Source organism: Serratia ureilytica (genome assembly GCF_017309605.1).
Lineage (GTDB): Bacteria > Pseudomonadota > Gammaproteobacteria > Enterobacterales > Enterobacteriaceae > Serratia > Serratia ureilytica.
Genome location: NZ_CP071320.1, coordinates 368845 through 393690 on the forward strand (window position 1 = coordinate 368845; position 24846 = coordinate 393690).

The window sequence follows — 24846 nt, forward strand, 5'->3', positions numbered from 1 at the left end:
ACCCTACATGACTGAAAGGATAAAAATTATGTCTACCTCTCGCTCTCAACAGATCCAGCAGCTGGAACAGGAATGGAAATCGGCCCGTTGGGAAGGCATCACTCGCCCTTACAGCGCCGAAGACGTGATCAATCTGCGCGGTTCGGTCAACCCGGAATGCACCCTGGCGCAAAACGGCGCCGCCAAACTGTGGGCGTTGCTGAACGGCAAGGCGCGCAAAGGCTACGTGAACTGCCTGGGCGCGCTGACCGGCGGCCAGGCGCTGCAGCAGGCCAAAGCCGGCGTCGAGGCTATCTACTTGTCCGGTTGGCAGGTGGCGGCCGACGCCAACAGCGCAGCGGCCATGTACCCTGACCAATCGCTGTATCCGGTGGACTCGGTGCCGAAGGTGGTCGAGCGCATCAACAACACCTTCCGCCGCGCCGATCAGATCCAATGGGCGAACCAGATTGAGCCGGGCAGCAAAGGGTACACCGATTATTTCCTGCCGATCGTCGCTGATGCGGAAGCCGGCTTCGGCGGCGTATTGAACGCCTTTGAGCTGATGAAAGCGATGATTACCGCCGGGGCCGCCGGGGTGCACTTCGAAGATCAGCTGGCGGCGGTGAAGAAATGCGGCCATATGGGCGGCAAAGTGCTGGTGCCGACGCAAGAAGCGATCCAGAAACTGGTCGCCGCGCGCCTGGCGGCCGACGTGCTCGGCGTGCCGACGCTGGTGATCGCCCGTACCGACGCCGATGCGGCCGACCTGCTGACCTCTGACTGCGATCCGTATGACAGCGCCTTCGTCACCGGCGAGCGTACGGCGGAAGGCTTCTTCCGCACCCATGCCGGCGTCGAGCAGGCGATCAGCCGCGGTCTGGCTTATGCCCCTTACGCCGATATGGTGTGGTGCGAAACCTCAACGCCGGATCTGGATGCCGCCCAGCGCTTCGCCGACGCCATCCACGCCAAATACCCAGGCAAGCTGCTGGCCTACAACTGCTCGCCGTCGTTCAACTGGAAGAAGAACCTCGACGACCAGACCATCGCCCGCTTCCAGCAGGCGCTGTCGGACATGGGCTACAAGTATCAGTTCATCACGCTGGCGGGCATCCACAGCATGTGGTTCAACATGTTCGACCTGGCGCACGCCTATGCGCAGGGCGAAGGGATGAAACACTACGTCGAGAAGGTGCAGCAGGCGGAGTTCGCCGCGGTGGAGCGCGGTTACACCTTCGCGTCGCACCAGCAAGAGGTGGGCACCGGCTACTTCGACAAGGTCACCACCATCATTCAGGGCGGCGCCTCTTCGGTCACTGCGCTGACCGGTTCGACGGAAGAACAGCAGTTCTGATGCGGCAAGCTTGAAGACGTTTCACCCGGAGCCTGCATGCGCAGGCTTCTTTTTCTGGCGGGGGTAAGGATGGCGGCAAAACTGGAGTTGTTGATCGCACAGACGATCCTGCAGGGCTTCGATGCGCAGTACGGCCGCTTTCTGGAAGTGACCGCCGGCGCGCAGCAGCGCTTTGAGCAGGCGGATTGGCCGGCGGTGCAGCAGGCGATGAAAAAGCGCATCCATCTGTACGACCATCACGTCGGTCTGGTGGTGGAGCAGCTTAAATGCATCACCGGGCAGAAATATTTCGACGCCGACTTCCCCAGCCGGGTCAAAGCGGTCTATATCGACCTGCTGCCGGACTACCCGCGTTTTGAGATCGCCGAAAGCTTCTTCAACTCGGTCTATTGCCGGTTGTTCAAGCATCGCGATCTGACGCCGGACAAGCTGTTCGTCTTCAGTTCGCAGCCGGAACGGCGTTTTCGCGACATTCCGCGTCCGCTGGCGCGCGATTTTACCCCCAATGGCGATCTGCCGGCGATGCTGCGCAGCATCTTGAGCGATCTGCCGCTGCGGTTGCCGTGGGAGGATCTGACACGCGACATTCGCTACATCAATCAGGCGCTGCAACGCGCCTTCAGCCCACAGCAACTGACGGGGGCGACCTTCCAGATCGCCAACGAGCTGTTCTATCGCAACAAGGCCGCCTGGCTGGTCGGCAAGTTGCGCCTGGCCGACGGCGTTTACCCGTTCCTGTTGCCGATTCACCACAGCGAATCGGGCGCGCTGTTTATCGACGCCTGCCTGACCGGCAAGGCCGAGGCCAGCATCGTCTTCGGTTTCGCCCGCTCTTATTTCATGGTCTACGCACCGCTGCCGGCGGCGATGGTGGAGTGGCTGCGCGAGATCCTGCCGGGCAAGACCACCGCCGAGCTGTACATGGCGATCGGCTGCCAAAAACACGGCAAAACCGAATGCTATCGCGAATACCTGACCTTTATGGCGCACTCACAGGAACAGTTCATCATCGCGCCGGGCGTGAAAGGCATGGTGATGCTGGTGTTCACCCTGCCGTCCTTCGATCGGGTGTTTAAAGTGATCAAGGATGAGTTCGCCCCGCAGAAAGAGGTGACGCAGGCGCAGGTGATGGCTTGCTATCAGCTGGTGAAAGAGCACGATCGCGTCGGGCGCATGGCGGATACTCAGGAGTACGAAAATTTCGTCGTCGACAAGGCGCGTCTCAGCCCTGAGCTATTGGCGGAGCTGCGGCGTGAAGTGCCGGGCAAGCTGGAAGATCTCGGCGATCGCATCGTGATCAAACATCTGTATATGGAACGGCGCATGACGCCGCTGAACCTGTATCTGGAGCAGGCCAACGACCAGCAAATGCGCGATGCGATTGAAGAGTACGGCAATGCGATCAAGCAGTTGGCCGCCGCCAATATTTTCCCCGGCGATATGCTGTTCAAGAACTTCGGCGTGACGCGCCACGGGCGTGTGGTGTTCTACGACTACGACGAGATTTGCTACATGACCGAGGTCAACTTCCGCGACATTCCGCCGCCGCGTTATCCGGAGGACGAGCTGGCCAGCGAGCCGTGGTACAGCATCGCGCCCAACGATGTGTTCCCGGAAGAGTTCCGCCACTTCCTGTGCGGCGATCGGCGCATTCGGCAGGTGTTTGAAGAGTTGCACAGCGATCTGTTTACCGCGGAGTATTGGCGCGGGTTGCAGCAGCGCATCCGCGAGGGGCATGTGGAAGACGTGTTCGCTTATCGCAAGAAGCAGCGGTTCAGCCAGCGCAGCGGGGCGGCGCTGCCGGCCGCCACCGCTGCGATGTAAATCAGGCCTGGGCGCCCGCGACGGCGGCGCGCGCCAGTTCGGTAATGCGCGCGTAGTCGCCGCTTTCGAGCGCGTCCGCCGGCACCAGCCAGGAGCCGCCGATGCACAGCACGCTTTTCAGCGCCAGATAGCTGCGGTAATTGTCCGGCGAGATGCCGCCGGTCGGGCAGAAACGCACCTGCGGGAATGGGCCGCCGATCGCCTGCAGCGCTTTTACGCCGCCGTTGGCTTCCGCCGGGAAGAATTTAAATTCGCGCAGGCCGTAATCCATGCCCTGCATCAGCTCGGAAACGGTGCTGATGCCCGGTATAAGGGGAATGGAACCGGCGGTGGCGGCTTTGAGCAGCTCGTCGGTCAGCCCCGGGCTGATGGCGAACTGCGCGCCGGCCTCGGTCACTTCCCGCAGCTGCTGCGGATTGATCACCGTACCGGCGCCGATGATCGCTTCCGGCACCTCTTGGGCGATGGCGCGAATGGCGTCCATGGCGCAGGCGGTGCGCAGCGTCACCTCCAGCACCCGCACGCCGCCGGCGACCAGCGCTTTCGCCAGCGGCACCGCATGTTCCAGCTTGTTGATCACGATGACCGGCACCACCGGCCCCGCCGTCAGGATCTGCTCGGCGCTTGTTGTCCACTTGTTCATGCTGACGTTCTCCTCTGTGGCCGCCGCCAGGCGGCGATGCGGCCAGGCTATCGATTAAAATTTGATGCAGCAGGCGCCCTGCTCGGCGCCTGACAGCTGGCTGCGCAGCGCGCCGAACAGCTCGCGGCCGCAGCCGATGTGTTCGGCGCTCAGATCGGGTTGGCAAGGCGTGCGCCGCGCCAACTCGTCAGCGTCGACCAGCACCTGCAGCTCGCCGCTGCGGCCGTTGACGCGGATCGGATCGCCGTCGCGCACTTTCGCCAACAGGCCGCCGGTATAGGCTTCCGGGGTGACGTGAATGGCGGAAGGCACCTTGCCGGAGGCGCCGGACAGGCGGCCGTCGGTCACCAGCGCCACTTTGAAGCCGCGATCCATCAACACGCCCAGCGGCGGCATCAGCTTGTGCAGCTCTGGCATGCCGTTGGCCTGCGGCCCCTGGAAGCGCACCACCACCACGCAATCGCGATCCAGCTTGCCGGCTTCGAACGCCGGCACGATATCGTGCTGGCTGTCGAACACCACCGCCGGTGCTTCGATGATCTGGTTATCGGCGGGCACCGCCGAAGTTTTCATCACTGCGCGGCCCAGATTGCCGGCCATCACTTTGGTGCCGCCATGATGTTCGAACGGCTGGGCCACGCTGGCGATCACGCTGGCGTCGAGCGAGCCGGCCACGCCTTCGCGCCATATCAATTGGCCGTTGTCCAGCCACGGTTCCTGGGTGTAGCGGCGCAGGCCGAAACCGGCCACGGTGTGCACGTCTTCGTGCAGCAGGCCGTGTTGCAGCAGCTCGCGCACCACCAGCGGCACGCCGCCGGCGGCCTGGAATTGGTTGATGTCGGCCGGGCCGTTCGGGTAGATGCGGCACAGCAGCGGCACCGCCTCCGACAGCTCCGAGAAATCGTCCCAGGTGATGATGATGCCCGCCGCCCGCGCCATCGCCACCAGATGCATGGTCAGGTTGGTGGAGCCGCCGGTGGCCAGCAGCGAGACGATGCCGTTCACCACCACTTTCTCGTCCACCAGGCGGCCGATCGGCAGGTAGTTGCCGGCGGTATCGGTCAGTCGGGTCACCTGGCGCGCGGCGGCATCGTTCAGCGCGTCGCGCAGCGGCGTGTCCGGATGGACGAAGGAGGCGCCCGGCAGATGCAGACCCATCACTTCCATCACCATCTGGTTGGTGTTGGCGGTGCCGTAGAAGGTGCAGGTGCCGATGCCGTGATAAGAGGCCGCCTCGGCCTCCAGCAGCGCCAAACGGTCGGCCTTGCCCTCGGCGTACAGCTGGCGCACGCGCACTTTTTCCTTGTTCGGCAGGCCGCTGCTCATCGGGCCGGCCGGCACGAACAGCGCGGGCAGGTGGCCGAAGGAGAGGGCGGCCATCACCAGCCCCGGCACGATCTTGTCGCAGATGCCGAGGAACAGCGCGCCGTCGAACATATTGTGCGACAGGCCGACGGCGGCCGACATGGCGATCACGTCGCGGCTCATCAGCGACAGCTCCATGCCGTCCTGCCCCTGCGTCACCCCGTCGCACATCGCCGGCACGCCGCCGGCCACCTGGCCCACGGCGCCGACCGCCTTCAGCGCCTGCTTCAGCCGCTGCGGGTAGTGTTCGTACGGCTGGTGGGCCGACAGAATGTCATTGTAAGCGGTGATGATGGCGATATCGCTGCGCACCATGTTTTTCAGCGACGCCTTGTCATCGGGCTGACAGGCGGCGAAGCCGTGGGCCAGGTTGCCGCAGGCGAGCTGCGCGCGGTGGACGGTTTGGGAGCGGGCCGCCTCGATACGCGCCAGATAGGCGGCGCGGCTGGCCTGGGAACGGTCGATGATGCGCTGTGTGACACGGGACAAGGTTGGATTAATCATGCCTTCCTCACATTGCTGTTGTTATAGTCGCCGCCTGTGGCGGTGCCCCCGGGGGTGATTTGCAGCCCTGGTGTGCAAGGCCGGGGGCGATTTAGGATTTAAAACATCGTGAATGCAATCATGCCGATGGCGCCGCCGACGCTGCCCAGAATGGTTTCCATCACCGTCCAGGTTTTCAGCGTTTGCAGTTCGTTGGCGCCGGTGAATTTGCCGAACAGCCAGAAGCCGGCGTCGTTGACGTGGCTCAGCACGATGGAGCCGCCGGCGATGCAGATGGCCAGCGCGGCCAGTTGCCCGCCGTTCAGACCGAGCTGACTGGTGACCGGCAGCACCAGACCGACGGTGGTCAGGCAGGCGACGGTGGCCGAGCCCTGAATCACCCGCACCATGGCTGACAGCGCGAAGGCGGCCACGGCGATCGGCAGGCCGGCGCCGATCATGGCGTCACCCAACGCCGGCCCGACGCCGGAATCCACCAGGATCTGCTTGAACACCCCGCCGGCGCCGGTCATCAGCAGGATGATCCCGGCCGGCTGCACCGCAGCGGAACAGATGGCCAGCGTCTGTTCGTTGCTCATGCCGCGCGGCTTCGCCAGACCGTAAATCACGATCAGGCAGGCCAGCAGGATGGCGGTGAACGGGTGGCCGATAAACTCCAGCCACTGCTGCAGCTGCGAGCCGGGGGTGACCAGCCGCGCGCCGATGGTTTTCATGCCGACCAGCACCAGCGGGCACAGCACCAGCGCCAGGCTGAAGCCGAACGACGGGAGATTGCCCTTGGTCAGCGTCGGCTCGTTCTCTTCCGGCGGCATTGGCCAGTTGACGAAACGGCTGATAAAGCTGCCGTACAGCGGGCCGGCGATCAGCATGCCGATCACCGCCGCCACCAGGCCGATGGCGATCATCCAGCCGAAATCGGCCTTCATCTGCGACGCCAGCAGCATCGGCACCGGCCCCGGCAGCAGGAAGGAGGCGGCGGCGGCCACGCCGGCGAACAGCGGGATGGCCAGCTTGACGATATTGCCGTCGGTGCGGCGTGCCACGGCGAACACGATGCCGATCAGCAGCACCACCGCCACGTCGAAGAACAGCGGCAGCGCGCAGATCAGCCCGGCGATGCCGAGCGCGTAGTGCGCCTTGCTTTGTCCGAATCGTTTCAGCAATTGCGCCGCAATTTGGTCGAGTGCGCCGACCTCATGCAGGATCTTGCCGAACATCGCCCCGAGCGCCACCACGATCGCCAGGAAGCCCAACGTGTCGCCCATGCCTTTTTGCATGGTGTCGGCGATGTGTTCCAGCGGCATGCCGGAGAAAATGCCGGCGGCGATGGACACCAGCATCAGCGCGACGAAGGCGTGCATGCGCGCCTTCATCACCAGGAATAACAGCAGTAAAACCGAGCCGACTGCGGTACCGACCAGCGTTACGGTACTCACGCGCACACGTCCTGCGGCAGGAAGCTCTGGATATGGCGCACGGTATCGGCGATCACCGCGTCCAGCGGCTGATTGATGTCGATCGCCATCACGTCGTTCTCGTCGGCGCCCGGTTGCTCCAGCGCGGCGAACTGGGTGACCAGCATCTGCGGCTTGAAGAAGTGGCCGTTGCGCGCCGCCAGGCGGGATTCGATCACCGGGAACTCGCCGTGCAGATAGATGAATGACAGGTTGCCGTTGCCGGCGCGCAGGCGGTCGCGATACTGCTTTTTCAACGCCGAACAGACGATGATCGACACGTTGTTGGTGCGCTGCATGGCGAAGGCGGCGTCGTTGAGCGCGGCCAGCCACGGGGCGCGATCGTCGTCGTTCAACGCTTCGCCGGCGGCCATCTTCAGGATGTTGCTGCGCGGGTGCAGGAAGTCGCCGTCGAGGAAGCCGGCAGAGAGTTGGCGGGCCGCGGCGGCGGCGACGGCGGACTTGCCGCTGCCGGAAACGCCCATAACGACGTAAATGCGATTTTGATTGTTGGTCATGTCTTGGCTCCAAAACACCGGGTGACGTTACCTTCGTTCAGCTTGATTGTTACCGGTAACATGTTATCGGTAACATTGTCGAAGGAAGTTTGAGCGGTTGCAATGGGCTTTCGCCGTGAGGATCGTTAACTGTGATCGGCTTCAAGCTTTTTTCCTGTGCGCTAAACAGGATGCCGACAGCCTGTTACATGCTGACAACAGAGCATGGCAGGGGAGCAGGGGCGCACTGGGGCGCCCCTCGGATGAGCAGGATTAGCGCACGCCGCCGTAGGCCAGGCTGATCTCTTTCGCCGCGTGGATCACCAGCGCGCCCAGCTCGATCACACGATCGTCGGTGATGCGCGACACCGGGCCTGAGATGGAAATGGCGGCGAAGGCTTCGCGGTGCTCGTCGAAGATGCAGGCCGCCACGCAGCGCAGGCCGAGCGCGTGCTCTTCGTCGTCAAAGGAGAAGCCCTGTTTGCGGATCTGCGCCAGCCCCTCTTTCAAGTTGTGCGGCGTCAGGGTATGCGGCGTGTAGGTGTGCATGCCTTTCTTGTGCAGCAGTTTGGTCACCTGATCGTCCGGCAGGGTGGCGAGGAACGCTTTGCCGGCACCGGAGGCGTGCATCGGCAGTTTGCCGCCGATCGGCGCCGACATGCGCATCAGCGCCGTGCACTGCACCTGATCGATGATGATCGCCTGGTACTCGCTGGTATCCAGCACCGCCAGGTTGACGGTTTCGCCGGATTCCTCCATCAGGCGGCGCAGCGTCGGATGCACCATCGCCAGCAGGTTGCGGCTTTGCAGGAAGCTGCTGCCGACCACAAAGGCGTGCGAGCCGATGGTCCACAGGCCGAGATCGCCGACCTGGCGCACGAATCCCTGCTGCTGCATGGTGGTGAGCAGGCGGTGAGTGGTGGAGTTCGGCAGGCCGGCCTGCTGGGCCAGATCGGTCAGCGCCACGTTGCCCTGGGCTTCCGAAATGTATTCCAACAGTTTCAGGCCACGGGTCAACGATTGTACCTGACCGGTCGCCGCACTGGCGGCGGGGGCTGCTGCGCGGGGCTTCTTGCCGCGCTTGGCGGGAGCAGGGGTGGCCATGGGTGAGATTCCTTTTTCCGTATGATGGAATTCATTTTCGTTTTTTGTCGATGAATTGCAAGCCGCCGTCAGCTCATCGGAGGTGTTGGCGCACAACCTGAAAAACTCTCAATTGTCGCCTGGCCCTTTGTCCTTACAAGCTGTGCTAGGATGACTCGTTGGTTTTTGCGGCAGTTGAGCAATGGGCTGGATGGCAATGGAAGGGGTTACAGTGACGAATCGAGTAGAACAACTGCGCCGCCAGTTAGCGCAGCGCATTTTGGTGTTGGACGGCGGCATGGGCACCATGATCCAGAGCTATCGCCTGGACGAGCGCGATTTCCGCGGTGAGCGTTTCGCCGATTGGCGCAGCGATCTGAAAGGCAATAACGATCTGCTGGTGCTGACCAAGCCGGAAGTGATTACCGCCATTCATTACGCCTATCTCGAGGCGGGCGCCGATATCCTTGAGACCAATACCTTCAACTCCACCTCCATCGCCATGGCCGACTACCACATGGAGTCGCTGTCGGCCGAGATTAACTATCAGGCCGCCTGCCTGGCGCGCGCCTGCGCCGACGAATGGACGGCGCGCACGCCGGAAAAACCGCGCTACGTCGCCGGGGTGTTGGGGCCGACCAACCGCACCGCGTCCATCTCGCCGAACGTCAACGATCCGGCGTTCCGCAACATCTCGTTCGATGAACTGGTGGCGGCTTACCGCGAATCGACCCGCGCGCTGGTGGAAGGCGGCGTCGATCTGATCATGATCGAAACCATCTTCGACACCCTCAACGCCAAGGCCGCCGCTTTTGCGGTGGAAACCGAATTCGAAGCGCTGGGGGTGGAACTGCCGATCATGATTTCCGGCACCATCACCGACGCCTCCGGCCGCACCCTGTCCGGCCAGACCACCGAAGCGTTTTACAATTCACTGCGCCACGTCAAGCCGCTGACCTTCGGCCTGAACTGCGCCCTGGGGCCGGATGAGCTGCGTCAGTACGTCGCCGAGCTGGCGCGCATCTCGGAGACCTACGTCACCGCACACCCGAACGCCGGTTTGCCGAACGCCTTCGGCGAGTACGATCTGGATGCGGCCGAGATGGCGCGCCAGGTCGGGGAGTGGGCGCAGGCCGGCTTCCTCAATATTATCGGCGGCTGCTGCGGCACCACGCCGGAACATATCGCCGCGATGGCCAAGGCGGTCGAGGGCGTGCCGCCGCGCCGGCTGCCGGATATCCCGGTCGCCTGCCGCCTGGCCGGTCTGGAGCCGTTGACCATCGACGCCAACACCCTGTTCGTCAACGTCGGCGAGCGCACCAACGTCACCGGCTCGGCGCGTTTCAAACGCTTGATCAAAGAAGAGAAATACAACGAGGCGCTCGACGTGGCGCGCCAGCAGGTCGAGAGCGGCGCGCAGATCATCGACATCAACATGGATGAGGGGATGCTCGACGCCGAAGCGGCGATGGTGCGCTTCCTCAACCTGATCGCCGGCGAGCCGGATATCGCCCGGGTGCCGATCATGATCGACTCCTCCAAGTGGTCCGTTATCGAGAAAGGCCTGAAGTGCATTCAGGGCAAGGGCATCGTCAACTCGATCTCGATGAAGGAGGGCGAAGAGGCCTTTATCCACCACGCCAGGCTGGTGCGCCGCTATGGCGCCGCGGTGGTGGTGATGGCGTTCGACGAAGTGGGCCAGGCGGACACCCGCGAGCGCAAGTTCGAGATCTGTCGCCGCGCCTATAAAATTTTGACCGAACGCGTCGGTTTCCCGCCGGAAGACATCATTTTCGACCCGAACATCTTCGCCGTCGCCACCGGCATCGACGAGCACAACAACTACGCCGTCGACTTTATCGAAGCCTGCGCCGACATCAAAACCCACCTGCCGCACGCGATGATCTCCGGCGGGGTGTCCAACGTGTCGTTCTCGTTCCGCGGCAACGATCCGGTGCGTGAAGCGATCCACGCGGTATTCCTGTATCACGCCATTCGCAACGGCATGGACATGGGCATCGTCAACGCCGGGCAGCTGGCGATTTACGACGATCTGCCTGGCGAGCTGCGCGAGGCGGTAGAAGACGTGATCCTCAATCGTCGCGAGGACGGCACCGAACGCCTGCTGGAACTGGCGGAAAAGTACCGCGGCAGCAAAGACGGCGAAGCGGCGGTGCAGCAGGCGGAATGGCGCGGCTGGCCGGTGGAGAAGCGGCTGGAATACTCGCTGGTGAAGGGCATCACCGAGTTTATCGAACTGGACACCGAAGAAGCGCGGCAGCAGGCCGAACGCCCGATCGAAGTGATCGAAGGGCCGCTGATGGCCGGGATGAACGTGGTCGGCGATCTGTTCGGCGAGGGCAAGATGTTCCTGCCGCAGGTGGTGAAATCCGCCCGCGTGATGAAGCAGGCGGTGGCCTACCTGGAACCGTACATCGAGGCCAGCAAGCAGCAAGGCACCTCCGCGGGCAAAATCCTGTTGGCGACGGTGAAAGGCGACGTGCACGACATCGGCAAGAACATCGTCGGCGTGGTGCTGCAGTGCAACAACTATGAAATCGTCGATCTTGGCGTGATGGTGCCGACGGAGAAAATCCTGCGCACCGCGCGCGAGGAGAATGTCGACATCATCGGCCTGTCGGGGCTGATCACGCCGTCGCTCGACGAGATGGTCAACGTGGCCAAAGAGATGGAGCGCCAGGGCTTTACGCTGCCGCTGCTGATCGGCGGCGCCACCACCTCCAAGGCGCACACCGCGGTGAAAATCGAGCAGAACTACAGCGGCCCGACCACCTACGTGCAAAACGCCTCGCGCACCGTGGGCGTGGTGTCGGCGCTGCTGTCCGCCACCCAGCGCGACGAGTTTGTGGCGCGCACCCGCAAAGAGTATGAAACGGTGCGCATTCAACACGCGCGCAAAAAGCCGCGCACGCCGCCGGTCGATTTGCACAAGGCGCGCGCCAACGCCATGGCGCTGAACTGGGCCGACTATCAGCCGCCGGCGCCGCGGCAGCTTGGCGTGTTTCCGGTGTCGGCCGGCATCGAGACGCTGCGCCACTATATCGACTGGACGCCGTTCTTCATGACCTGGTCGCTGGCGGGCAAATACCCGCGCATCCTCGAGGATGAGGTGGTGGGGGAAGAGGCCAAGCGCCTGTTCCATGACGCCAATCAGATGCTGGATCGGTTGGCCGCCGAGCGTAGCCTCAACCCGCGCGGCGTTTACGGCCTGTTCCCGGCCAACCGCGTCGGCGACGACGTGGAGGTATACCGCGACGAACGGCGTGACGAGGTGCTGGCGGTGAGCCGCCACTTGCGGCAACAGACGGAAAAAACCGACTTCCCGAACTACTGCCTGGCGGACTTTGTGGCGCCGAAAAGCAGCGGCAAAGCCGACTACTTCGGCGCCTTCGCGGTGACCGGCGGGCTGGAGGAAGACGCGCTGGCGGCGGCGTACGACGCGCAGCACGACGATTACAACAAAATCATGGTCAAGGCGCTGGCGGATCGTTTGGCGGAGGCTTTTGCCGAATACCTGCACGAACAGGTGCGCAAGCTGCACTGGGGCTATGCCGCCGACGAGAGCCTGAGCAACGAGGAGCTGATCCGGGAAAACTATCAGGGCATCCGGCCGGCGCCGGGCTACCCGGCCTGCCCGGAGCACACCGAAAAAGCGACCATCTGGCAGCTGTTGGACGTCAACCGCCACACCGGTATGGAACTGACGGAGTCCTTCGCCATGTGGCCGGGGGCGGCGGTATCCGGCTGGTACTTCAGTCACCCCGAGAGCAAGTACTTCGCGGTGGCGCAGATCCAGCGCGATCAGGTGGAAGACTACGCGGCGCGTAAAGGGATGAGCGTGAGCGAGGTCGAGCGCTGGCTGGCGCCAAACCTCGGCTACGACGCCGACTGACTTTCCTCTTTAAGGGCGCAGCGATGCGCCCTTGTCATTTACAGCGCTTCCACATCGATGTGCAGCGCGTCGTACCGCCAATACTCCAGGTCACAATCGATCACCCTGTCGTGCTGATCGCGATTCACCCGCGTAATGAACAGCGCCGGGCTGCCGTAGGTCACCTTCAGCATGGCGGCGGCCTGCTGCGGCAGCAGGGTGGGCAGCATGTCGAAACGCACCCGGCCGTAGTGAATGCCGTAGCGCGCGGCGTACAGCGCGGTCAGCGACTGGGTCAGATCTTCGTCCAGAATGCCGGGGAAATAGGCCGGATTGAGGTAGTGCTCGCAGTACAGCACCGCGCGTCCGTCGATGTAGCGCAGCCGGCGAATGCGATAGGCCTCGGCGCCGGGGAGCAGCGCCAGGCGGCCGGCCAGCGGCGCGTCAAGCGTGACGACCGCGCTGTCGATCGCTTCGGTATGGGCGGCGCGTCCCTGTTGCTGCGCCATGGCGTGAAAATGGCTGCGCTGCAGCGGGTTGTAGATAAGACGTGGAGGCGAGATGAACCAGCCGCGCCGCACCTGACGGTAGATGACGCCCTGCGCCTCCAGCTGGCCTAGCGCCTCCTGCAAGGTAATGCGGGTGGTGGCGAACTGTTCGCTCAGGGCGCGTTCGGAGGGCAGCTTGCCGCCTACGGCAAACTCGCCCGCGGTGATGCGGGCGTTCAGCGTTTGGCAGATGGTGGCGACGGTCGTCGGTACTTCACTCATACAGCGGGTGTCCCGTTTCAGTGCGTTTGGCCTTCCTTAAGGTAGACCAGCGTCGCGTTTTCGCCGTTGCAATGGGTGATAAAACTGTCGCTTTTTTAAGCTGACATATAATTATCACATTCGTCCGTTAGATTGGTTTGGTCCTTGCTGGACTAGTCCAGCCATCCCCACACTACCACCTGGAGCATCAGTTATGAAACGTTTGTGCGCTTCTGTGTTAACCAGTGCCATCGTGTTATCCAGCCAGATGAGCTGGGCCGCAGATACCGATCTGGCGGCGCTGGAGCAGGCCGCTAAAAAAGAAGGCGAAGTCAACAGCGTCGGCATGCCGGACAGCTGGGCCAACTGGAAAGGCACCTGGCAAGATCTGTTGAGCAAATACGGCCTGAAGCATGTCGATACCGACATGAGCTCCGCACAGGAGATCGCCAAATTCGATGCGGAAAAGAACAACGCTACGGCGGACATCGGTGACGTCGGCGCGGCCTTCGGCCCGGTGGCGGTGCAGAAGGGCGTAACGCAGCCCTACAAACCCTCTACCTGGGATCAGGTGCCGGACTGGGCGAAAGACAAAGACGGCCACTGGGCGCTGGCTTACACCGGCACCATCGCCTTCATCATCAACAAGCAGCAGGTGAAAGACATCCCGCACAGCTGGGCCGATCTGCTCAAGGGCAGCTATCAGGTCACCATCGGCGACGTCGGCACCGCGTCGCAGGCGGCCAGCGGCGTGCTGGCGGCCACCTACGCCATGGGCGGCAACGAGAAAAACCTCAAGCCGGGCCTGGAATTCTTCGGCAAGCTGGCCAAGGCCGGCCGCCTGAGCCTGAGTAACCCGGTGATCGCATCACTGGAGAAAGGGGAAGTGCAGGTTGGCGTGGTGTGGGACTTCAACGGCCTGAACTACCGCGATCAGATCGACAAAACCCGTTTTGAAGTGCTGATCCCGTCGGACGGCTCGATCACCTCCGGCTACACCACCATCATCAATAAATACGCCAAGCACCCGAACGCCGCCAAGCTGGCGCGCGAATACATCTTCTCCGACGCCGGCCAGATCAACCTGGCGCGCGGCTATGCCCGCCCGATCCGCGCCGAACATCTGACGCTGCCGGACGACGTCAAGGCCAAGCTGCTGCCGGCCGAGCAGTACAAGAATGCGCACCCGATCGCCGATCCGGCGACCTGGGAACAGAGCGCCAAAGCGCTGCCGCGTCTGTGGCAGGAAAACGTCATTATGTTTATGCAGCAGTGAGTTAACGCACCATGAAAACGATCCTCGTGCTGCTGGACGGCCTCAACTACCGGGTGGCGCACGACGCCATGGGGTATCTGCAGGCCGAATGCGCGGCGGGACGCGGGCGGTTGTACCTGCTGGAGAGCGAGTTGCCCTCGCTCTCCCGGCCGCTGTATGAATGCATCCTCACCGGCGTCACGCCGGTGGAGAGCGGCGTGGTGCACAACCACGTCTCGCGCCTTTCTCATCAACAAAGCGTGTTTCATTACGCGCGCGCCGCCGGGCTGACCACCGCCGCCGCCGCGTATCATTGGTTCAGCGAATTGTATAACCGTACGCCGTTCGACGCCGCGCGCGACCGCCACACCGACGCTCCCGAACTGCCGATTCAGCACGGCCATTTCTATTATGACGACGGCTATCCCGACAGCCATCTGTTCGACGACGCCGAAAGCCTGCGCCAGCGTCATCAGCCGGACTTCCTGCTGATCCACCCGATGAACATCGACGACGCCGGGCACCGCTTCGGCCTCTCTTCGCCGCAGTACCGCAACGCGGCGCGCCGCGCCGACGGCTCGCTGTCGCGCTACCTGCCCGAGTGGCTGGCGGCCGGTTATCAGGTGCTGGTTACCGCCGACCACGGCATGAACGACGATCGCAGCCACGGCGGGGTGTTGCCGGAAGAGCGCCAGGTGCCGCTGTTCGTGTTCGGCGCGGGCTTCAGCCTGGACGACGCCGATCCGCAGCAAACCGAGCTGTGCGGCACGATCTGCGATCTGTTGCAGGCGCCGCACGACAAGCCGCGCAGCCGGGCGCTGCTGGCGCAGGATGCGCGATGAACAGCAAAACCAAATGGATCGCCGCGCTGTGCCTGCTGCCGTTTATCGTGCTGTTCGGCGCGTTTCAGATCGCCCCGCTGGTGTGGATCGCGGTTCACAGCTTTTTCAGCGAGAGCAGCGGCTGGGGATGGGGCAACTATGTCGATATCCTCACGTCGCCGTTCTACCTGCAGGCCTTTCAGTTCTCGCTGGAGATCTCGCTGTGGTCGAGCGTCTACGGCTTGCTGATTGCATTAGTGGGCAGTTACTCACTTCGCCAGCTCGGCCAGACCCGCTTTCATGACTTCGTGATGTCGTTCACCAACATGACCAGCAACTTCGCCGGGGTGCCGCTGGCGTTCGCCTTCGTCATTCTGTTGGGGTTGAACGGCTGCCTGACGCTGCTGCTGCGCAAATACGGTTTGATGGAGAGCTTCAACCTCTATTCCAAGAGCGGCCTGATCGTGCTGTATACCTACTTCCAGATTCCGTTGGGCGTGCTGTTGCTGTATCCGGCGTTCGATGCGCTGCGCGCCGATTGGCGCGAGTCGGCGGCGCTGCTCGGCGCCGGCCCCTGGCGCTACTGGCGGCATATCGGCCTGCCGGTGTTGGCGCCGGCGCTGATGGGCACCTTCGTCATCCTGCTGGCCAACGCGCTGGGCGCCTACGCCACGGTGTACGCGCTGACCACCGGCAACTTCAACGTGATCCCGATCCGCATCTCAGCGCTGGTGGCGGGGGACATCTCCCTCGATCCGAACCTGGCCAGCGCGCTGGCGATGCTGCTGGTGGCGATGATGGCGTTTATCACGGTGATCCACCAATGGATGCTGCGCAGGAGCTACCTCAATGCGCGCTCATAATCGGATGGAGAATGCTCATGTCGCGTGTTGAACGCCTGTACCACCGCACGGTGACCGGCCTGCTGCTGTTGATTCTGCTGCTGCCGCTGGCTGCGACGCTGGTTTACGCGCTGGCCACCCAGTGGGGCGCCACCATTTTGCCGGACGGTTTTACCCTGAAGTGGCTGACGGCGCTGTGGAGCGATTCGCGCTTTTTGCTAGCGCTGTGGCACTCGCTGCTGATCTGCTTTGGCACGTTGCTGCTGTCAGTGGTGGTGATCCTGCCGGCGATGTTTGTGATCGCTTACTACTTCCCCAAGCTGGACGCGGTGATGAACGTGCTGATCCTGCTGCCGTTCGCCGTGCCGCCGGTGGTGTCGGCGGTGGGGCTGATGCAGCTGTTCGCCGCCGATCCGCTGCCGCTGCTCGGCACCCCCTGGATTTTGGTGGGCTGCTATTTCACCATCGCGCTGCCGTTTATCTACCGCGCCATCAGCAACAACATGCAGGCGATCAACCTGCGCGATCTGATGGACGCCGCGCACCTGCTCGGCGCCAGCACCTGGCAGGCGGCGCTGTGGGTGGTGCTGCCGAACCTGCGCAAGGGCGGAACGATCGCCGTGCTGCTGTCGTTTTCGTTCCTGATCGGCGAGTTCGTGTTCGCCAACCTGCTGGTAGGCAGCCAGTATGAAACGCTGCAGGTCTATCTGTTCAATATGCGCAACGGCAGCGGGCACTTTACCAGCGCACTGGTCATCTCCTATTTCGCCGTGGTGCTGCTCGTCACCTGGCTGGCGAACCTGCTGAATAAAAACAAGGGCTAACCCGATGGCTTATCTCAACGTCACCCGCCTGAACAAACACTATGGCCAGACCCAGGTGTTTCAGGATATCGATTTCACCGCCGAAGAGGGGGAGTTCGTCACCCTGCTGGGGCCTAGCGGCTGCGGCAAATCGACGCTGCTGCGCTGTCTGGCCGGCCTGACCCCGGTCGACAGCGGGCAAATTTTGCTGCAGGGCCAGGATCTGGTGCCGCTGGCGCCGCAAAAGCGCGGCATCGGCATGGTGTTTCAAAGTTATGCGCTGTTTCCCAATATGACGGTGGAAGGCAACGTGGCCTTCGGCCTGAAAATGCAGAAGCTGGCGGCCGGACAGATCGGCCAGCGGGTGCAGGAGGCGCTGGCGCTGGTGGAGCTGACCGATCTGGCGAAGCGCTATCCGCATCAGCTGTCGGGCGGCCAGTGTCAGCGCGTGGCGTTGGCGCGATCGCTGGTCACTCGCCCGCGTCTGCTGCTGCTCGACGAACCGCTGTCGGCGCTGGATGCGCGTATTCGCAAACACCTGCGCGAGCAGATCCGGCGCATTCAGCGCGAGCTGAACCTGACGGCGATCTTCGTCACCCACGATCAGGAAGAGGCGCTGACCCTGTCGGATCGCATCGTGCTGATGAACAAGGGGCAGATCGTGCAGAGCGGCGATGCGGAAACCCTGTATACCCAGCCGGCGGATGCCTTCGCCGCCGGGTTTATCGGCAACTACAACCTGCTGAGCGCCGAACAGGCCGGCCGCTTGACCGGGCGCAGCTATGTCGGCAAGGTGGCGATCCGCCCCGAATCGATCGGCCTGTTGCCGGCCGGACAGGGGATCGGCGGGGTGATCCTGGGTCACAGTTTGCTCGGGAATGTGGTACGGTATCGGATTCAGGTTTGCGAGGTAGAATTGCTGGTTGACGTGCTCAACCGTTCGGTGGCCGACCTGCGGCCCGACGGCGCGGAAATTGGGCTACACTTGGAACCTGTTGTATTGCGGGAAGTTGCATGACTTCGCAGCGCGGCGCCGGGGCCTTCTCGCCGCCGCATTAACCCTTCTCTTCTGCGGTCTGCCGCCCGCCCGCTGTCCTGCCAGACCCACGCCCGGCAGGCGGGACCGCGCGCTGTATCCGTCATCCTTTGGCTCGCCTCTCTGCGTCGCGTGACAAGCATCGGGTATCAGCCTCCTTTGGCCGGGCGTTAATGGAGCGTATCTTCCGTGCTGACCCTTCTTCACCTGCTTTCGTCCGTGGCGCTGTTGGTGTGGGGCACCCACATCGTGCGCACCGGGATCATGCGGGTTTACGGTGCCAATCTGCGGCGCGTGTTGAGCGACAGCGTTGAGAAAAAACCGCTAGCGTTCGTTTCCGGCATCGGCGTGACCGCGCTGGTGCAAAGCAGCAACGCCACCGCGCTGCTGGTGACCTCTTTCGTCGCGCAGGGGCTGGTGGGGCTGGCGCCTGCGCTGGTGATCATGCTGGGCGCCGACGTCGGCACCGCGCTGATGGCGCGCGTGCTGACCTTCGATCTTTCCTGGCTGTCGCCGCTGCTGATCCTGGTCGGCGTCTTCCTGTTCCTCAGCCGCAAGCAAATGCGGATCGGCCAGATCGGACGCGTCCTGATCGGCCTTGGGCTGATCGTGCTGGCGCTGGAGCTGATCGTCGCCGCCGCCACGCCGATCACCCAGGCGGCCGGGGTGAAAGTGCTGTTCTCGTCGCTGACCGGCGACGTGATGCTGGATGCCCTGACCGGCGCGCTGTTCGCTATCGTCAGCTATTCCAGCCTGGCGGCGGTACTGCTGACCGCCACTCTGACCGCATCCGGCGTGATTTCGCTGAAGGTGGCGCTCTGTCTGGTGATCGGCGCCAACCTCGGCAGCGGCCTGCTGGCGATGATCAACGCCAGCGGCCAGAACGCCGCGGGGCGGCGCGTGGCGCTCGGCAGCCTGCTGTTCAAGCTGGTGGGCTGCATACTGGTGCTGCCGTTCGTCTCCTATCTGGCGGATTTGATGGCTCAACTGCCGGGCGGCAGCGAAGAGCTGGTGATCTATTTCCACGTGTTCTACAACCTGATCCGCTGCCTGGTGATGATCCCGCTGGCCGGGCCGATGGCGACGCTGTGCGAACGGCTGATCGTCGACGAAGCGGCCGACGATCCGCGCATGCGGCCGCGCCATCTGGACGCCAGCGCGCTGGACACGCCGACGCTGGCGTTGGCCAACGCGGCGCGCGAAACGCTGCGCATGGGCGACGTGGTGGAACACATGATGATCCTGCAACGTGAGGTGCTGCACGGTAAGCAGGGGGTCGATAAAGAGGTGCGGCGCCTCGACGATGACGTCGACGTGCTGTACACCGCCATCAAGCTGTATCTGGCGCAGATCCAGAAGGAAGATCTGGGCGAGGAAGACTCGCGCCGCTGGGCGGAGATCATCGAAATGGCGCTCAACCTGGAACAGGCGGGCGACATCATCGAGCGCATGGCCGGCGACGTGGGCGCCAAGTCGCACGCCGCGCGCCGCGCCTTCTCGGCGGAAGGGTTGGCGGAGCTGGACGGGCTGCACGAACGGCTGATCGGCAATCTGCGCCTGGGGCTGTCGGTGTTCCTGTCCGGCGACGTCACCAGCGCCAAGCGCCTGCGCCGTTCCAAGCACCGTTTCCGCATTCTGGATCGCCGCTACGCGCACGCGCACGTCGATCGTTTGCACCAGCAAAACGTGCAGAGCATCGAGACCAGTTCGTTGCATTTGGGATTGTTGGGGGACATGAAGCGCCTGAACTCGCTGTTCTGCGCCGTGGCTTACAACGTGTTGGATCAGGATGCTAAGGACGACGATCGCGACTGGGAAGACACCCCGAGCACGCTGTAAAAAAACGCCCCCGGTTTTAACCGGGGGCGTTGCGTTGGGGCACGTTATTTGCCGCTGAACACCCCGGCTTTGGCGTCCGCTTGCTGAGTTGAAGCATGGCCGCTGGCGAACGGCACGTTGCCGTCGACGCTTTGCTTCGCCGCGCCGCCTAGCAGCCCGCCGATCGTGGCGGCCGCATCGACGCGGCCGCCGCCCTGATAGCGCTGGCCGCTGACGTCCTGCTGGCTGACCTTGCCGCCGCCCAGTTCCACCTTGCCCTGCTGGCTGCGGATCTCGCCGCCGGTCAGTTGGGTTTGGCCGCCGACCTGCAGCGCCACGCCGTTCTTGCCGGTAATCGCCGACTGCTCGCCAACCGCGTTGTTGTTCACCACGTCGGCATTGACCTTGAGGTGCCCCTGGCGACCGGCCGGCCCGGTGATGCTGTCTTTCACCGCGCCGCCGACGGTGCGTGCGCCGCGATCCCACAGCGGGCCTTGCGGTTTTTCACCGGCCGGCGTTGCCGGCAGCGTGACTTTGCCGTCGGCCTTGCTGAAGCTGACCGCGCCGGTGGTGTCCTGCTGCGGATCGAGGCGACGCGCCACGCTGTTGTACTTGTCGGTGGTGGCGTCGGCCACTTTGTTCACTCCGGCCTCCAGTTTCTCTTTCACCTTACCGGCGTAACGCGGTGTGCCGACCTTCGACAGCTTGGAGGTGATGCTGCTGCCCGGATCGTTGCTGTGGCTCAGGCCGGCATCCACATCGACCTTCACACCGTTCTCAACGTCTTTGCGGCTTTCAACGTGCAGATTGCCGCCCACCTTGCCTTGTACGCTGTCGGCATCGACGCGCGCCCCGGCGAGACGGGTGTCTTTGCCGCTGTTGATCGCCACGTCGCCCGCGGTGATGCCGGTGTTGGCGTGGATGGTTTTATCCTGCTGTTCCACGCCGACCTTCAGACCGGCGCCCAGCGTGTGGGTATCTTTGCCAGTGTTCGGGTCGACCTTGCCGCCGGCGTCCTTGTTGAAGGTTTGGCCGCCTTTGGCGTTGGCTTTGATGCCCAGGCTCCAGTTGTCCTTATGCTGCTCGTTTTTGGCGGACTCCAGCAGGATGCCGCCGTTTTTCGCCTCGAGCGCGGCGCTGCCGCCGCTGACTTTGGCGCCCTGCAGATGCAGCGCGTCATCGCCTTTGCCGTTGGCGGACAGGGTGACCTTGCCGTCTGAGGCGATAGTGGCGCCCTGACGCTCGGTCGTGGACTCATTCACCTTGGCGATGTCGAAGGCGCCACCGGCGGAGAGGTTGCCGCCGGTTTTTTCCTTGCTGTCGCTGCTGCCGGCGCCCAGATCGATATTGCCGGACAGCTTGCTTTCCTTACGCGTTTGGGTCGATTCCGCCGCCTGCAGTGCGACCTTGTTACCCGCGCTCAGGCTGACGTCGCCCTGGCTCTTGACGTTGGTGCCCTGCAGCGTCAGATCGCGGCCCGCCTTCAGCTCAACGCCCTGTTGGCCACTGACGTTGCCGACCTGCGCGGTGCTGCTGCTGCTTTCGCCGTTGTGGGTGCCGCCGCCGAACCCGGCGCCGAAGTTTTTACTGTCGGCGGTGAAACCGCCCTTGGCGGAGGCTTTGACGTTAAAGCCGCTGTGGCTTTCGCTCTGCTTGTCGCTGGCCTGATCAAGGCGGATATCGCCGCCGGCGTTGACGGCGGTTTTACCGCTGCCGCCGTTCAGCGCGGTGCCCTGATAGACCGCGTCTTTTTTCACGTTGACGTTGATGCCGTTGGCCGCGTCGATCGAGCCGGTCACCGCCTGGCTGGCGCTGCTGTTGCTGCGCTGGGTGCCGCCTTCGCCCTTGGCGTCCACGGTCAGATCGCTGCCGGTGGAGGTGTAGACGCGCACGCCGGCGCTGCCGCGGGTATCGCGGCTCTGCTCTTCCTGACGATTTGTCGCAGCTTCGCTGCGGTGGCTGTCCGCCGTCAGCGTGACCGCGCCTTTGCTCGCCTGATATTGCGTGCCCTGATCGCGCACTTCGCCTTTGGCGTTGATGCCGATGCTGCCGGCTTTCACCGAGCTGACCACCGCCTGCGAGCTGCTGCTGCGTTTTTCGCTGCTGCCGCCCTGTGCGCCGATATCCAGGCCGACGTTAGGCGCGCCGATGCCGCCGATGTCGTTGATGACGCCGGTGGCGTCCAGCTTGGCCGCCTTGCCGACCGCGCGTTCGACCGGACGGGTCACGGCGCTGTAATCGACGTTGGCGCCGATGTTCACGCCGACGTCGGTTTTGGTGGTGGTGCTGCTGGTGGTGTCGGCAGCGGCCAGGTGATCGACGTCCGCGGCGTTTTCTTGATAGGCGCCGCCGACGCTGTGCTGTGCGCCTTGCTGGGTCAGCTTGTCACGGGCGTTGACAGTCAGGTTGCCTTTGACGTCGCTGCCGGAGGTGACGGCCTTGCTGCTCTGCGCCTGCGTTTTGCTGTTCTCGTAACCGGCCTCTACGCCGCTGCCGAGCTTGTCGATGCCACCGGTGTAGTAGAAACCGCCACCGACCTTGGTCTGCTCGGTGTTCGAGGTGGTTTTGTCGTCGGCCGCCAGGAACGAAACCTTATTGCCGCTGACGCTGGCGTCGCCTTTGTCGGCGACCAATTTGGAGCCGCTGAAGGTCACGTCCTTATCCGCTTCGAGCTTCACGCTGCCGCCGCTGAGGGTGGCGCCACGGTTCTCGGTGCGGGTAGTTTTCTCGCTGTCGCGGGTGTGTTCGATGCGTACACCGGCGCGGTATTGCTTGTCGCCGGCTTCTTTGGCGTAGCCGTTGACGGTAAGCGCGGTCTTCTGCTCGTCGATGTTCTGCTGCTGCTCGGCGGCCTTGACGTTGATGTTGCCGGTCTGTGAGGTGACGTTCAGTTCGCCGCCGCTGGCGACCTGGCTGCCGATCACGTCGGTATCCTTACGGCTGACCAGCTTCAGGTTGGTGTCGGACTTCAGTTCGCTGGCGGTACTGCTCTGGTAGCTGTTGTCTGCCTTGTGCGAGCTGCTGGTGATGTTGAACACGGTGCCGGTGCGCGCGTCGATTTTGTCCACGGTGGTGCTCAGCGCGTTGTCGATGCGCAGGCCGCCGTGGGTGGCGGTGACTTCGCCACCTTTCTGGCCGCGCGCCTTGCTGCCGGTGATGGTGACGCCCTGCTGGCCGTTCAGGCGCAGGGTGCCGCCGCTGGTCAGTTCGGAAGCGTGGCTGACTTCGCGGCGGTTGCTGTTGTTCTTGTTGTCGCCGCCGCCGATGCCGCCCCAGGAGGTTTTGTCATCGCGCACCGCTTTGGCGTTGGCGGTTTTCTGCACCCCGATCTGGATCTGGTTGTCTGCGTCGATCGTCAGATCGCGCTGGGCGTGGACCCTGGCGCCCTGGGTTGCGACATTGCGGCCGGCTTTCAACGTCAGTTCGCCCTGGCTGCGCAGTTCGCTGGCCTTCAGGCTTTCGCTTTCGTCGCTGCTGCTCCAACTGCCGGTGCGCAGGCTGGAAGTGTGATTGCGCTGGTAGCCGCGTTCGGTGGACTTATCCTTCTCCACCAGCCCGGCGAGGTGCACGTCGCGTGCCGCTTTGATGCTCAACGCCCGGTCGGCGCTGACGTTGGCGCCCAACAGTTTCACATCTTCCTGGGTGCTGATGAGTTTGGCGTTGCCGCTGGCGGCGACGGTGCTGCCCGCCTGTTGTTGTTGCTCATGCTCGCGGGTGACGTCGTATTGCCAGGAATAGAACCAGCGGTCGTCGGTGTGACCCTGAGTCTGCTTCAACTGCTGACCGTCGAGCGTCAGCTTGCCGCCCTGGAGGGTGATGTCTTCGCCGCGAATATCGGTGGCGGTAAGGTGTGCGTGGTTATCCGCCACCAGACTGATGTTTTTGCCTTTCAGCTCGGTGCGGGTCAGCTTCTGGCTGCTGCTGCGATCGTTGACATAGATGCCGCCTCGGTAGTTCTGGTAGTTGTCGCCGCCGTTGCGGTTGCTGCTGGCATCCTCAACGCGGCTTTCGCTGCGAATATCGTAGGCCTTCACCTTGAGCTCGTCGCCGGCGGCCAGCGTGCCGGCCAGCTTCACGCCGCTGCCCTGCGCGGTGTTGATGATGTTGATGCGCCCGGCCTGCATGCTGCCGAGGTAGTAGCTGTCCAGCGCGGTCGTCGGTTGTTCGCTGGCCAGCACCTTGCCGTCGCGCGCCACGCGGTTAAGGCCGCTGATGGCGTTGATCGCCGCCGGCGTCACGCTGCCGTTGCGATGGGTGAAGTCTTGTACGATCACGTCACCACGGCTGTCGATCTTCGGTGCGATCAGATCCAGCACGCCGCCGGCGTTCAGTGTGCCGCTGAGGCTCAGGGTATTGCGGTTGCCCAGGGTGCTGTAGCCCTGCAGCAGGCCGTTCTCCACCAGCGGGTTGCCGACCACCAGCGAGGAGCGGCTGGTGTTGATGAACCCGCAGCCCTGGCAGCTGATGCCGTTCGGGTTGGCGAGCACGTAGTCGGCCGCCATGCCGAAGATCTCTTGCTGGCCGTGCAGCAGAGAAGGGTTACGGCCGATCACTTCGTTGAGGATCACGTTGGCTTCACGTCCGCCCAGATTGGGGTTGGCGCCCAGCTGGCCCGCCAGCTGCGACAGTCCCGCCTCGCGGGAGTTGTTCAGCACCGCGCCGGGCTGGTTGACGTTGAAGTCCTGATACTGGTTGTGCGACAGCCCGTTACCGTTCGGCGCGACGATGTCGACCACCTGGGCACCGGTCGCGGCGGTGGAAACGCCGGGGCCGTTGGCGCCGTTGGCCGCGACGATCTCACCGGCGTAGGCGCCGGCGGAAGCGGCGAGAATTATCGCCAGCGCGGCGGCCAGTTTGCCTGCCGCCGAAAGTCTGAAGTTATTATTTTTCATCCATGTATCTCCGTATATTGCCGTGGGGTCCT

The 24846-nt window shown here is 63.5% G+C and carries 16 protein-coding genes; 9 read left to right on the forward strand and 7 right to left on the reverse strand.

All coding sequences use genetic code 11. The features are described from left to right. The first annotated feature begins 28 nt into the window (after positions 1-28). Together aceA and aceK are read left to right on the forward strand one after the other, a co-directional pair. Complete coding sequence (gene aceA / locus J0X03_RS01795; protein ID WP_033639246.1) at positions 29-1336, forward strand: isocitrate lyase; 1308 nt, start codon at positions 29-31, stop codon at positions 1334-1336. Positions 1337-1405: 69 nt separating this feature from the next. Continuing rightward, positions 1406-3160, forward strand: coding sequence for a bifunctional isocitrate dehydrogenase kinase/phosphatase (gene aceK / locus J0X03_RS01800; protein ID WP_160204664.1), 1755 nt, complete (start codon positions 1406-1408; stop codon positions 3158-3160). A 1-nt stretch (position 3161) separates the two neighbouring features. On the opposite strand, the gene J0X03_RS01805 is transcribed toward aceK, so the two are convergent. The 5 genes from J0X03_RS01805 to iclR all read right to left on the reverse strand — a co-directional run bounded on the left by J0X03_RS01805 (position 3162) and on the right by iclR (position 8727). Beyond that, the gene (locus J0X03_RS01805; RefSeq protein WP_025304481.1) at positions 3162-3803 is read right to left on the reverse strand and encodes a bifunctional 4-hydroxy-2-oxoglutarate aldolase/2-dehydro-3-deoxy-phosphogluconate aldolase; all 642 of its coding nucleotides are present in this window, start codon (positions 3801-3803) and stop codon (positions 3162-3164) included. 54 nt (positions 3804-3857) lie between these two features. Then, positions 3858-5672, reverse strand: coding sequence for a phosphogluconate dehydratase (gene edd, locus J0X03_RS01810; RefSeq protein ID WP_160204663.1), 1815 nt, complete (start codon positions 5670-5672; stop codon positions 3858-3860). 98 nt (positions 5673-5770) lie between these two features. Next, positions 5771-7108, reverse strand: coding sequence for a gluconate transporter (gene gntU / locus J0X03_RS01815; protein ID WP_025304479.1), 1338 nt, complete (start codon positions 7106-7108; stop codon positions 5771-5773). Then, entirely contained in the window at positions 7105-7644 is a 540-nt protein-coding gene (gene gntK / locus J0X03_RS01820; protein ID WP_004936645.1) for a gluconokinase, read from the reverse strand. The genes gntU and gntK overlap by 4 nt, the downstream gene beginning before the upstream one ends. A 252-nt stretch (positions 7645-7896) precedes the next feature. Beyond that, a complete protein-coding gene (gene iclR / locus J0X03_RS01825) occupies positions 7897-8727 on the reverse strand; it encodes a glyoxylate bypass operon transcriptional repressor IclR (RefSeq protein ID WP_004936648.1) in 831 nt (276 codons plus the stop codon). 196 nt (positions 8728-8923) lie between these two features. Between iclR and metH the strand changes: the two genes are divergently transcribed. Continuing rightward, the gene (gene metH / locus J0X03_RS01830; protein WP_089195244.1) at positions 8924-12619 is read left to right on the forward strand and encodes a methionine synthase; all 3696 of its coding nucleotides are present in this window, start codon (positions 8924-8926) and stop codon (positions 12617-12619) included. A gap of 38 nt (positions 12620-12657) precedes the next feature. Here metH and J0X03_RS01835 read toward each other — a convergent pair whose 3' ends face one another. Continuing rightward, the gene (locus J0X03_RS01835) at positions 12658-13368 is read right to left on the reverse strand and encodes a UTRA domain-containing protein (RefSeq protein WP_101452755.1); all 711 of its coding nucleotides are present in this window, start codon (positions 13366-13368) and stop codon (positions 12658-12660) included. 193 nt (positions 13369-13561) lie between these two features. On the opposite strand from J0X03_RS01835, the gene J0X03_RS01840 reads away from it, so the two are divergent. The 6 genes from J0X03_RS01840 (at position 13562) to J0X03_RS01865 (ending at position 19943) form a co-directional block, all read left to right on the forward strand. Next, positions 13562-14623: an ABC transporter substrate-binding protein gene (locus J0X03_RS01840; protein ID WP_089195242.1), complete on the forward strand. Its 1062-nt coding sequence runs from the start codon at positions 13562-13564 to the stop codon at positions 14621-14623. Positions 14624-14634: 11 nt separating this feature from the next. Beyond that, complete coding sequence (locus J0X03_RS01845) at positions 14635-15444, forward strand: alkaline phosphatase family protein (protein ID WP_160204662.1); 810 nt, start codon at positions 14635-14637, stop codon at positions 15442-15444. After that, the gene (locus J0X03_RS01850; RefSeq protein ID WP_033651199.1) at positions 15441-16286 is read left to right on the forward strand and encodes an ABC transporter permease; all 846 of its coding nucleotides are present in this window, start codon (positions 15441-15443) and stop codon (positions 16284-16286) included. The genes J0X03_RS01845 and J0X03_RS01850 overlap by 4 nt, the downstream gene beginning before the upstream one ends. Before the next feature lie 17 nt (positions 16287-16303). Further along, entirely contained in the window at positions 16304-17089 is a 786-nt protein-coding gene (locus J0X03_RS01855; protein ID WP_033644383.1) for an ABC transporter permease, read from the forward strand. A gap of 4 nt (positions 17090-17093) precedes the next feature. Continuing rightward, the gene (locus tag J0X03_RS01860) at positions 17094-18086 is read left to right on the forward strand and encodes an ABC transporter ATP-binding protein (protein ID WP_033644384.1); all 993 of its coding nucleotides are present in this window, start codon (positions 17094-17096) and stop codon (positions 18084-18086) included. Positions 18087-18293: 207 nt separating this feature from the next. Then, a complete protein-coding gene (locus J0X03_RS01865; RefSeq protein WP_033644385.1) occupies positions 18294-19943 on the forward strand; it encodes a Na/Pi cotransporter family protein in 1650 nt (549 codons plus the stop codon). Between the two features lie 44 nt (positions 19944-19987). Here the strand turns inward: J0X03_RS01865 and J0X03_RS01870 are convergent, their stop codons facing one another. Further along, a complete protein-coding gene (locus J0X03_RS01870) occupies positions 19988-24814 on the reverse strand; it encodes a hemagglutinin repeat-containing protein (protein ID WP_160204661.1) in 4827 nt (1608 codons plus the stop codon). Between the last annotated feature and the right edge of the window lie 32 nt (positions 24815-24846).